The 358-nt window shown below is 36.6% G+C and carries 1 tRNA gene; it reads left to right on the top strand.

The features are described from left to right. Positions 1 to 26: 26 nt before the first annotated feature. Positions 27 to 103 (top strand) — tRNA-Ile (locus CXF85_RS00125). The last annotated feature ends 255 nt before the right edge of the window (positions 104 to 358 follow it).

Genomic DNA, 358 nt, shown 5'->3' with positions numbered 1-358 from the left:
GTATGATAACAATTAGAAGAAACGATAGGTCTGTAGCTCAGCTGGTTAGAGCGCACCCCTGATAAGGGTGAGGTCGGCAGTTCAAGTCTGCCCAGACCTACCAATTACTTAAGGTGATTGGTAGATTCTTCTACAAAGAAAGAATAAAGGCCAAATTTAAACTAAGCTTATTAACTTATTTTAAATTTGGTTTTTTTTAACCACTTTTCAGCCGAATGTGTGCTGATTTGAAGTTCTTTAACAATCTGGAAAGCTGATATAAATATCGGTATTTATATGCTAAACACGGTGTCGCGCTGTTGTTTAGGTGATTATAAATACCAAGCTGTTAGTTCATTCTCTTATCGTGAATGAAGTG

Source organism: Colwellia sp. 75C3 (assembly GCF_002836255.1).
Taxonomy (GTDB): Bacteria; Pseudomonadota; Gammaproteobacteria; order Enterobacterales; family Alteromonadaceae; genus Colwellia.
This window is presented reverse-complemented; position numbering and strand designations above follow the sequence as displayed.